The organism is uncultured Jannaschia sp., from assembly GCF_947494055.1.
GTDB lineage: Bacteria > Pseudomonadota > Alphaproteobacteria > Rhodobacterales > Rhodobacteraceae > Jannaschia.
The window spans coordinates 1-11,258 of sequence record NZ_CANLTR010000009.1 but is presented as its reverse complement, the minus strand read 5'-3'; the positions used below and the strand labels follow the sequence as shown (position 1 = coordinate 11,258).

8 protein-coding genes and 1 pseudogene are annotated in these 11,258 nt (G+C 66.4%); 5 read left to right on the top strand and 4 right to left on the bottom strand.

Annotated elements, in window-relative coordinates:
- Positions 1-546: 546 nt before the first annotated feature.
- From Q1A87_RS10280 to Q1A87_RS10260, 5 genes are all read left to right on the top strand, one after another.
- Entirely contained in the window at positions 547-816 is a 270-nt protein-coding gene (locus Q1A87_RS10280) for a hypothetical protein (RefSeq protein ID WP_363322984.1), read from the top strand.
- A gap of 242 nt (positions 817-1,058) precedes the next feature.
- A complete protein-coding gene (locus Q1A87_RS10275; protein ID WP_299650725.1) occupies positions 1,059-2,255 on the top strand; it encodes an AI-2E family transporter in 1,197 nt (398 codons plus the stop codon).
- 288 nt (positions 2,256-2,543) lie between these two features.
- Positions 2,544-3,668 carry a phosphatidylserine/phosphatidylglycerophosphate/cardiolipin synthase family protein gene (locus Q1A87_RS10270; RefSeq protein WP_299650722.1) on the top strand — a complete coding sequence of 375 codons (1,125 nt, stop codon included), beginning with the start codon at positions 2,544-2,546 and terminating at the stop codon, positions 3,666-3,668.
- A gap of 105 nt (positions 3,669-3,773) precedes the next feature.
- Positions 3,774-4,511, top strand: a complete 738-nt coding sequence (locus Q1A87_RS10265) for an endonuclease/exonuclease/phosphatase family protein (RefSeq protein ID WP_299650719.1) — start codon at positions 3,774-3,776, stop codon at positions 4,509-4,511.
- 569 nt (positions 4,512-5,080) lie between these two features.
- Complete coding sequence (locus Q1A87_RS10260; protein ID WP_299650716.1) at positions 5,081-5,929, top strand: PHB depolymerase family esterase; 849 nt, start codon at positions 5,081-5,083, stop codon at positions 5,927-5,929.
- A 1-nt stretch (position 5,930) separates the two neighbouring features.
- On the opposite strand, the gene mdoH is transcribed toward Q1A87_RS10260, so the two are convergent.
- The 4 genes and pseudogenes from mdoH to Q1A87_RS10240 form a co-directional block, all read right to left on the bottom strand.
- Complete coding sequence (gene mdoH, locus Q1A87_RS10255) at positions 5,931-7,778, bottom strand: glucans biosynthesis glucosyltransferase MdoH (RefSeq protein ID WP_299650713.1); 1,848 nt, start codon at positions 7,776-7,778, stop codon at positions 5,931-5,933.
- Positions 7,775-9,310, bottom strand: coding sequence for a glucan biosynthesis protein G (locus Q1A87_RS10250; protein ID WP_299650710.1), 1,536 nt, complete (start codon positions 9,308-9,310; stop codon positions 7,775-7,777). The genes mdoH and Q1A87_RS10250 overlap by 4 nt, the downstream gene beginning before the upstream one ends.
- Complete coding sequence (locus Q1A87_RS10245) at positions 9,307-10,620, bottom strand: OpgC domain-containing protein (protein ID WP_299650707.1); 1,314 nt, start codon at positions 10,618-10,620, stop codon at positions 9,307-9,309. Before Q1A87_RS10245 ends, Q1A87_RS10250 begins: the two co-directional genes overlap by 4 nt.
- A gap of 491 nt (positions 10,621-11,111) precedes the next feature.
- A pseudogene (locus tag Q1A87_RS10240) lies at positions 11,112-11,258 on the bottom strand (IS5/IS1182 family transposase); the annotation flags it as partial.

The window sequence follows — 11,258 nt, the reverse complement described above, 5'->3', positions numbered from 1 at the left end:
ACCGTCCGGGCACCAAGCCGGTCAGCACGATTTTCCGCGACATCCGCCTCAGCGATCCTATCCGCTTCGAAAAGCACTTCGATGGATTGGGCAGGCGGTCGAGATCCGGCGCGACGATCGTTACTTGATCTCCGAACCACGCCCGTCCGACGTTGAGACGAGGATCGCGCATTCCGGTGTCCGTGTGGTGCCCGTCCCCTGGGAGGGCGCGGACCGGCCGCTCCTGTCGAACGACTACAATCTCTTCGGAGACAAAGCCCGATCGTTCGGTCCGCCATTCTGCGTCGCCGCCGGGGTCGGCCGGTTCCGCCCGGAACTGGGATCCGTGGAACAAACCTATGGGGCATGCCCGAACGGTTATACTTCGCGGATCGCAATCTAGATTCTCATGAACAAAGAACGTTACACCCAGCCGGATGTCGTCGGCCCGCCTAGGCCGTTCCCGGTCCTCACCTGTCCACCGCCCGCGTGATTGGGGTGAACGATCTCGCGCTGCACCGGGGCTGTGATGCGGGCACCGTCGCTGCGGCGGCCGACTGGGGCGGCATGATGGCGGTCAAGCGGGTCCGCCCCTCCCTCGTGGACAGCTCCGAACGGCTGTGCCAACAGACCTGCCAACCGCGCTGCCTGCTCGACCTCGCCGCCGACGAGGACCTCGACGCAGACGCGCGGAGGAGCGGCTGGAGCGCTTCATCGGCGTCAGCGACCGCCCCAGGACAGAGCGATACTCGGAATTGCTCCGAAGCGTTATCGGCGCTGCGACGGCTGGTTCTGGTTCGACGAGACGCAGGCCGTGCCCCCCTATTCGCCCGATAACCGCCGGGCGGGTGGGCCGAAGGCCTGGTCCTTCGGATTGTGAGGAATGCCAAGCTCCAAGGCCACCAGGACGGAACGCGGAACAAAATGTCGCAGCCACGATTGGGTCCTGAGATCGGCGGCTACAGCGGCGCATCGCGCTGCACGGGCCCGACGGAGAGAGAGGACGAGACGTCGCCCACGGGGATGTCAGACATTTCCCTCCCTGTCGTAGCGATCGAACGATGGACGCGAGGGCACAGATGGACGACCGCCATCCCCGTGACGCGCAGACCCGTGAGCGCTCCGTGCTGCTCGGATGCGTCGTGGCGATCGCCCTCATCCTCATTGTCTGGGCGCTCCGCGCCACGGGCGCCGTCGTCGTACCGGTCGTGTTTTCGGTCTTTCTCGCCCTCCTCGTCGTGCCGGTCGATCGCAAGGTTTCGGAACGCGCGCCGCGCGGGTTCCACTGGCTCGGGCATGTCGCGGCGATGGGGACGATCCTCCTGGCGCTCCTCGTCTTCTTCGGCTCCATCTGGCTCGCCGCGGAACAGGTCGTGGACCGTTTCCCGCTCGGCACCGGGGAAACCGGGCTCCTTCCCGCGTTCGGCTCGGACGCGTCGGAAACCGCGGCCGGCGGGCCATCTCCGGGGGCCGCGCCGTCTCCGACGAGCGCGCCGGCGGAGGACGCGACCCGGACCGACGTCGGTGGACTCCGCGACCATCTCGGAACGCTCTTCGGCACGGCCAGCGGATCGCTGACCGGTCGTTTGGCGGAGCTGGCGTCGGACAATGCCGCGGCAATACTCGGCGCTGCGGAGGCGACGCTGGGATCGCTCGTGCTGATCTTTTTCCTGACGCTCCTGATGCTGGTCGAGGCGCCGCACTGGCGCAAGAAGGTCGCGAGCCTGGCGGGCGGGTCACGGCAGGATGCGATGGATTCGGTCGGCATCGTCGCCGACCGGCTGCGGCGTTACCTTCTGGCGCGCACCATTCTCGGCCTGCTGACGGGAATGCTCTACGTGGCCTGGCTGTGGATATTCGGCCTCGACCTGCTGATCGTCTGGGCCTTGCTGGCGTTCTTCCTGAACTTCGTTCCGACCTTCGGCTCCCTGATCGCGGGCGCTTTGCCGGTTCTATATGCGTTCCTGCAGAAGGATCCCGGCACCGCGGCGTTGATCGGCGGCGGCCTACTCGTCATCGAGCAGATCATGGGCAACTACATCGACCCGCGCGTCCAGGGAAAACAGGTCTCGTTGTCCCCGCTGGTGGTCCTGGTCGTCTTGCTCTTCTGGGGTTGGGTCTGGGGGCTCGTCGGCACCATCCTCGCGGTCCCCGTCACCATCGCCATCACCGTCATCGCCGCGCATGTCCGTCCGCTTCGACCCGTGGCGCTTCTGCTCAGTGACAAGACCGACCCGGACGACCTCGACGAGCTGAAAGGCGATCGCAGTCATTGAACGAAGAAGTAACGGTGCGATCCCGACCCGACGCTCGACTTGAAAGGCCTGAACTGGTCTGACCTTCGAGACGCGTACGGTCTGCACCCGGACCTTTTCGGGCCCCGGGCGTTGCGTCGCTATCGGCGTGGCCGGACGATCGACTGCACCAAGTTCTTCCAAACTCAAAGGACCCATCGGTGAACGCGGCCGGCGGCGACTCCTTCATGGACCTGCGGGATTGGCGCAACGGTCGATCGGTAAATCGTCTGAACAACTGTCCCACCGTGCGCGTTCAACGCCATGCCCGTGGAACGCAGGCGTCAGGAATACACGGCGAATTGGACGCCTGACGAGCCGGACTGGGAGCTGTTCCAGGACAACCGGGCCATCTGGGATGCCGTGATGGCGCAATGCGACAGTGCCCGGACGAGCATCCGCCTCGAGCAGTACATCTTCGACACGACCGGCATCGGCCGCAGGCTTCTCGACCTGCTTGCGGCGAAGGCGCGGCAAGGTGTCGACGTGCGTGTTCTGGCGGACGGGATCGGGAGTCGCGGACTGATCGACAGCGACGGCGGCCAGGCGCTGCTTCGGAGCGGGGGACGCATCACGATGCTGAACGGCCCGTGGGATGTCGCATCCAACCCGATCCGGAACGTGCATCGGCTGCATCGCAAGACCCTGATCTGTGACGAGGCCCAATTGATGGTCGGCGGCTCCTGCTACGCGGATTACATGCTGCAATGGCGCGATACGATGATCCGGGTCGGCGGTCCGCTTCCGCCGGCGATCGTGGCGGAGTTCGAGCGAACCTCGCGCCGGGCGCATGATCGCAGGCTCGACCCGCACGTGACGGACGCGCGGGACATGCAGGAAGGCTGGACCTACGCGATCGGCGGGCCGAACCTGCATCCGCAGGCCGATCTTCGGCGCTCGCTTCCCGAACGGATCGCACAGGCGCGGTCCTCGGTCCTCCTGACGACGCCCTACCTGGTTCCGAACCGGCGGCTGTGGCGGGCCATGATCTCCGCTGTGGAGAACGGCGCAGAGGTCCGTATCCTGATGCCCGCGCGCAGCGATCACCGCCTGATCGACGTGCTCGGGCAAGGCTTCGCACTGGCCCTCGCCCGCCGCGGGGTGAGGATTCACGAATACACGGGCGGAATGATCCACGCCAAGCTCGCGCAGGTGGACGAGGCGTGGTCCTCCGTCAGCAGCTTCAATCTCGACATTCTCAGCGGCAGCGTAAACTTCGAAAGCGGCGTGTTCAGCACGTCGCCTGCGCTCCACGCGGCCTTGCGTGCGCAATGGGACGAGGATTGGGGGCTTTCGGTCCCCTTGGCGACATGTGGTAGTCACGCGGACCGAATTGGAAGCGACTTGGGATCGCGTGGCGATACGTTGACGACGCGGGGGAGATCAGATGGGTGACTTTCGCGAGGTATCGAGGCCCACCCTTCGAGGCGACGGGACCCCGTGCCGGGACGGCGCAGCCGAAGCATCTCCCTGTATTCTTGGCCCTTCGGACGCAGCGCGATGAGGGGGACCGCGCCCGGAGAGCTGACCGTCGCCAGCTGGAACGTGTGCAAGGGGCTGGGCCAGGATCTGCGGCGTCGGGCGGGGCGTACGGTGGAAGTGATCGGCCGGCTCGGCGCCGATGTCGTTATCCTCCAGGAAGCCGACTTCCGGCTGCACCCCCGGCGCTCCGCCCTCCCGGCAATCGACCGCCGGATCGCGGGCTACGAGACGCTGAACCTCTCAGCCTCGGGACTGGGGATCGGCTGGCACGGGATCGCCGTGCTCGTCTCCCCGGACGTGGTGATCGAGGATATCCAGCGCTTCGACCTTCCGGCGTTCGAGCCGCGCGGGGCAGTCATCGCGACCCTCCGGCTGGCGGGCCTTCGGGTCCGGCTGGTCGGCGTCCATCTCGGCCTTCTTCGTCGCAACCGCCGACTTCAGCTGGATTTTCTCCGAGAGAAGCTCGACGCGATGCCGCCCTGCCCGACGGTGATGGCGGGCGATTTCAACGAATGGGCCGCGGCGCGCGGGCTCGAGCCCCTCCGATCCGGAATGCAGACCGAAAGCCCCGGCCCCAGCTTTCCAGCCGCGCGCCCGATCCTGCGCCTCGACCGCTTCGCATGGTTGGACGGCGTCGAACTTGTCGAATGCCACGTCGTCGACGGCCCACTGGCGCGGATCGCCTCGGATCACCGCCCGATCTTCGGCCGGTTCCGTCTGTCGCGGCCCTCGGAGGCGCCGGACGCGGATGGGTGACGGCCGTCGGGGCGGTCGAGGCGTGCGCATTGGCGGACTGAGCGCTGAGGACGATGGTGCCAGCGGTGCCGGCCCGCTTGCATGGCGGGGCGGGATCAGCGTTGCCAGGACGTAGGGTGCGCTTGCGCCTCCGGTCTGCATAAACGTCCGCCTCCGTGTACGTTCCCCGGGCCCTTCGGCCTGACGCATTGACCCATAACTGTCTTTGCCACCATCGGCGCTGGCCTGTCAGAGGCAAGGGAAAGCGACGATGGACTGGCCGAGCTGGGCGCGCTCGGTGGCAAGAGAGATGGGCAAATTGTAGACGCGCCACGCTAGGCCGGCGGCGTCGTTCCGGGTCCGGGTCCGGGCGTTATTTCGGGTTGAGTTGCTTAAGGTCCTGCCTTGCCCTGCGACCGAGCAAGCCGTTCGCGGAGACCTGCGCATTGAGGTTCACGCTCAGGCGACTGTGGCGCATCGGCGCGTTGACCAGCCTTTGTCGCCGCAGAATGATACCGAAGTGCCTGCGGAAAGAGCCTGACGGTATCAATGCGATCAAGTCAGCAGACGTGGTGGATCGGAGTAAGACGATGAACGGATATGGGCGCCTCGCGGTGTTCCGGCGGATCGCGGGCGCCGCGATGCTCGCGTTCTGGGCCGGGCTCGGGGTTGCACAGGAATGCCCGGGACCTGACGGACTATGCGAGATCGCTGGCGGGACCTACCGGATCATCCGGCCTGACATGGACAACGCGCCGGCCGTGATCCTGCTGCACGGCGCCGGAGCGAGCGGCGCGACGATGATGCGGATGCGCGGGGTGGTCGAGGCGCTCAGCGGGCGGGGCTATGCAATGATCGCGCCGGACGGGCTCAGCCGCGAGGGACGTGGCGGCGGTTTCTGGTCCTTTCGCATGGGCGAAACCGGGCGGCGGGACGACGCGGCGTTCCTGGCCCAGGTCGTGGCGGACGCCGCCGCCCGTCACGGGATCGACGCGTCGCGCGTGATCCTCGCCGGGTTTTCGAACGGCGCGTTCCTCACGACCTACATTGCCTGCCGGACGCCGGATGCCTACGCGGCCTACGCGCCGGTCGCGGGTGGGTTCTGGCGGCCGCATCCCGAAAGCTGCGCGGGTCCGGTCCGGCTGTTCCAGACCCATGGCTGGTCGGACGGCACGGTGCCGCTCGAGGGACGCCCGCTCGGCGGGGGACGTTACCTGCAGGGCGACATCATCGAGGGTCTGTCGCTGTTCCGCAGGGCGAATGGCTGCGAAAGCCCTGCCCCGACCGCCTATGCCAAAACGGATAGGTTCCTGCGGCGGGCCTGGGCCTGCGCGCCGGGAAGCGCCCTGGAATTCGCCCTCCACCCCGGCGGCCATGGCGTGCCGGAGGGATGGGCGGAAATGATGCTCGACTGGTTCGAGGCCCTCCCCCGCGAATGACCTATTCGGCGGGGGTCGGCGCCACGGCGGCCCGGAGTTCCGCCCGCCAGCGCGCGGCCCGCTTCGCGACGAGCGGCGCCCGGACCTCCTGCGGTGTCGCCATCGTGCCGAAGACCGGCACGGCCGACAGGCGCGAGAGGGGCGCGGCCAGCAAAAGGCTCGCCATGATCGGGATCAGCCAGTAGGAGACGAACCCCGTCAGCATGCCGAAGAAAAGCAGCAGGCCGATCACCGTCTCGAACGCATGAAAGCGCAGCAGCGTCGTCCAGCTTTGCGGCGTTCCGGCGCGCGATTGCGGTGTCCAGTCGAACTTGACGTCCGCGAACGCCGCGATGACGGCCAACGTCTGTTGAACCATGAGGATCGGCGCGTAGGCGATCGAAACGGCGATCTCCAGCAGGAGCGACCCGGTGAAGCGCCACCCGCCGCCCAGATACGACAACCGCGTGCCGGACGCGACGAGGACGCCTGCGCCGATGAGCTTCGGCGCGAGCAGGAGCGTATACATCGTCGCCATCAGCCAGACGTGATTGACCGGCGACATCTCGGGCCAGTTCGGCACCAGCGGGTTCTCGGGCGAGAAGTAATTGATGACCGACCGCTCCTCCGAGACGCCGATCGTGGCCCAGAGCGCGAGGAGCAGGAACCAGAGCGGCGAAAGCAGATAACCGACGGCCCCGTGGAACATGTGGAAGCGCGACAATGCGTGGAAGCCGCGCGTGCCGAGGAGACCCAGATGCTGCAGGTTGCCCTTGCACCAGCGACGGTCGCGCAAGACGTGGTCGATGAGTGTCGGCGGGGTTTCCTCGTAGCTGCCGCGCAGACGCGGGAGGAATCGGACGGACCACCCTGCGCGACGCAGCAGCCCGGCCTCGACGAAGTCGTGGCTCAGGATAAGGTTGTCGCGCCCGCTGAAGGACCGGATATGCGGCAGGCCGGCGGAGGCGGCGAAGGCCTGGGTGCGGATGATGGCGTTGTGGCCCCAGTAATTGCCCTCGTGCCCGGTCCAGCGTGCCAACCCTTCGGCCAGAGCGACGCCGTAGATGGCGTTGGCAAATTGCTGGCTGCGGGCGAACAGGGTGCGGGCGCCGATAAGTTGTGGGAAGGATTGGACCAGTCCGGCGGTCGGGTCGCGGCCGAGTGCATCCGAAAGTTCCCGGATCGCCTGTGCGGACATCAGGCTGTCGGCGTCGAGGACGAGCATGGCGTCGTGCCCGCCGCCCCAACGTTCGACCCATTGCGCGAGGTTGCCGACCTTGCGGTCGGTGTTCACGCGCCGGCGGCGATACCAGATCGGTACGTCCGGCATACGATGCCGGAGCATCGCGTAGGCGGCTTCTTCCTGCGCCGCGAGGTCGGCATTGCGCGTGTCCGACAGTATATAGAGCGCGTAGCTATGCGCCCCCGGCGCCGCGGCGAGGCGCTCGAGCATGGCCGCGGCATTGCCCATGACGTCCCACGGGGCTTCCTCGTGAACCGGCACCAGAAGCGCCACGTCGAGGGGGCGGACCGGTCCGTCGGCCACTGCGACGCGGCGGAACATCGCGTAGGCGCCTGCGAGCACCGTCGTGAAGCTGAAGGCGATCCAGAAGAACCCGACGCCGATCAGCACGGCCAGTAGCGCCTCCGCCCAGGTCGTGCCGTCATTGGCGAACCACGACAGGAACCCCCAGAGAAGAAGGACGGTGGCGACCGCCGCCGGAAGGAACGTGCCGAGACGCCAGAAGGCCGCATCCGCATCGCGCACGAAGCTCGGCGCCGCACGATCGTGGAACCGACGGGCGAGGTCCTGCCGCGGATGGGCGAGCGGACGCGGTGCGGGCATCCGGCCGGGATCGGGGTCGGTCATGACGAGGTCCATCTGTAAAGCCAGACTTCCGAGACAGCTTCGCCTTCGCGGAACAATTGAGCGCGGAATTCCAGGGCTTCGTTGTCTTCAGGATCGAAGCCGAAGGTAAGGCGGGTACCCCCTGTCTCCGAGTTGTGCTGCAACACGCCTTCGGACGGCTCGACCAGGTCCGCCGACACCCGCACGGTGATATCCTCGAGCGGATCGCCGATCCGGGGGTGCTCGGCGTAATCGATTGCGACGACCTGACCGTCCCGGTTGAAGTTCGCGCCGATATAGGTCTGCATCACCCGCGCGACGTCGCCGCGCGGGATCGGGGCGTCGGTGGCCCGCTCGTCGCCCCAGATCATGTTGTATGCATAGCGATGCTCGGACCCGGCGAGGATCGGTTCGTGCGGGCGCCAGTAGGCGACGATGTTGTCGTAGATTTCCTTGTCGGACGGGATCTCCACCAGTCGAACGATGCCCGGACCCCAATCACCCTCCGGCGCGATCCAGAGACTGGGGCGGTCCTGATAATGCGCCTCGAGGTCGGCGAAATCCGACAGCTTGCGCGATCGCTGCATCAGGCCGAAGCCGCGCAGGCCGTCATCGACGAAGCCCGAGACCCCGAGCGCGCGCGGATTGGCGAGCGGCCGCCAGAGCATCTCCCCCACGCCGTTCCAAATCAGCAGGCCGTCGGAATCGTGGACGCCGGGACGGAAATCGTCGAAGCGCGACCGGTTCGTCTCGTCGTAGAGGAACATCGAGGTCAGCGGCGCAAGCCCCACATGATCGAGATCCACGCGCGGAAACAGCGTCGCCTCCACCCGTATCAGACAGGCCGGGCCCGGCTCGATCTCGAACCGGTAGGCGCCCGCCACCGAAGGCGAGTCGAGGAGCGCGTGGACGATGACGGCCGTGTCGTCGGACCCCGGCGTCTCGACCCAGAACCGGATGAACTCCGGAAATTCCTCGCCATCCGCGTCGCCGGTCCGCAGCGCCAGGCCGCGCGCGGACAGGCCGTATTGCTGATCCGCCCCGATCGCCCGGAAGTAGCTCGCCCCCTGGAAGACCGCGAATTCGCGCGGGTTGGTCTCCTCCGGGTAACGGTACCGCAGGCGCAGGCCGGAATAGCCCATCGAGGCGTCGTCGGGCAGGTCCGGCGCATCGTCCGTCTTGTCGAAAAGCGCCAGATCGAAGGCCAGACGATTGGCCTCGCCGTTCGCAACGACGTCGATCTCGACCGGCCGGGGGAAATAGAGCCCGGGGTGGAACAGGTCCATGCGGAACGGCAGATCCGTGTCGCTCCACACGGCATTACGCGGATCGAACCAGATGCGGCGGTACTGGTCGTAGGTCAGGTCGCGCCATTCCGGTGGCACTTCCGCGCGAACCGTATACTCGCTGGCGGCGAGCGTCCGGGCCATCTCGATCACCGTCTCCGGGCCGAACGGCTCCGTCTCGAGGATCGCGGGCGGTGCGGCTCGCAGCGGCAACGCCGTGGACAGCGCGAGACCGGAGACGCCGGCGAGGAAGCCGCGCCGCCTCATGCCCCGGCCTCCGCCGACGGCTTGGCCCGCCAGGGCTGCGATTTGAACCATCCTGCCACGTAGGCACAGGCGATGAGCAGGCCGATGCCAGTCAAGTTGATCAGAGCGAAAGTCCCCCAGTTGCGCCCGATCACGTCGAGCAGATAGCCATTCACCCGCGCGAGGATCATCGAGGCGATGAACACGGCGAGGCTTTGTTGTCCGACCTTCATCACCACCGCGACCGCATCGTTCCAGGTGCGGGCAAGCGTGCCCCCGCCCTCCGAAACGAGACGGCGCCCCCGGGCGCCCGCAAGAACCCAGGCAAGGTAGGCGATTGAAAGGAAGTGCAAGTAATGCAGGATGGCGAAGCTCGACTTGTCGAACCACGGCCGGTTGGCGTCGCGCCAGTCGAAGACGGGATTGCATGCGCCGAAGCCGGTTTCGTTACAACCCGTGACCGCACTATAAGCCCCCTTCACGAATGCGCTGTCGAAAAGGCGGAAGCCCGCCACCGAAACCGCGAGCGAGGCCAGCGCAAAGGCGGTCGCCAGGGCGATCAGCCAGGGGTGGACCGGCGGCGCAGGGATCCAGCCCCGCATTAGGGCGAACCCGGTGAAGAAGACGAGCTGCCAGGCGAACGGGTTGAAGTACCACGTCCGGTCCGACCACGGCTCCGCCGGAAGCGCGAGGTGCAAATGTCCGAGCCCGAGCCCGTCCAGCAGCGGCCCCTGCGCCATGAACCACAACGCGACCGACATGGCGAAGACGAGCGGCAGCGAGACCCGCGACAAGGCGAGCGCGAAAGGCATCATCGCCAGCAGCACCATGTACATCGGCAGGATGTCGAAATAGTTCGGCACGTAGGTCAGCGTCATCAGGCCGATGAGCAGGGGCGCGGGATCCTCGAAGAACTGAATCAGGTTCAGCGAGCCGACATAGATCGCCTTGGGATGCCAGCCCGTCGCGTCGATCCCGGCCAGAAACGCCGCCAGAACGAGAAACAGCGCGAGATGCGCCCAGTAGATCTGCCACACACGATAGGCGACCCGCGCCGTGCCAAGCGCCCAGCCCCGCTGGTCGAAGGTGCGTCCGAAGGCGATGGCGGAGGCCATGCCCGAACAGAAGACGAAGATCTCCGTCGCATCGGAGAAGCCGAGCTGCGACGGCATCCACGCGTTCCAGGCGTTGCCCGGGGTGTGCGAGATCAGGATGACGAAGATCGCCACGCCGCGGAAGAAGTCGAGGCGAGGGTCGCGTATGGACCGCGCAGCCGTCATCATCGTCGGCGCCGGCTCGGCGTAGGCGGTCTCGGGCGATGTGGTGATCATCCTTCGGCAGTCTCGTGTAAGAATGAAATGGTTAATTAATGCGTCGCGAGGGCCGGACAAGCGCCGGACGTGATGAGGTCGCGACTACAATACGTCGCGTCGTGCCATTGTGATGACACGTCCAACCTATGATCAATCCGACGGTTCCCCCGAATCCCCGGTATCCCACCGTATATAGGATGTCGCGCCAAAAAGATGAGCAGGCGTCAGCTGAATTCTGCGGGAATGAGCGGAAAGATGTGTTCTCAAGGGTGCCGTTGATGCATTCCGCCGCGTCAATCCCCAGCGAAAGGGTCGTCGTACAGGGGAAATTCCGTGTGGGCGCTAACCCGCGGCAAAGGATGACTATACGTCACTTGCGTCGCGGAAGGATGTCGTTGATGGCCGGACGGTGGCAGGGTCAGTTCTCCTATTACCCTGACTGTTGGCCTGCGGGGGCCTTGTTGCGTAAAGGCGCTGAAGGCCGAGTTCCCCCTTTTCCCCCGTGGATGTCAGCGGATGGGCCGCGTGACGGGGATGCCGAGGGCGGTGTAGCGGTTGAGGATGGCGATGCGGACCTGAAGTTCGGCTGTCTGACGATCGAAATCTCGGGCCATGAGCTTTTGACCGAGCAGCTTCATGCAGTTCATCCACTGGCC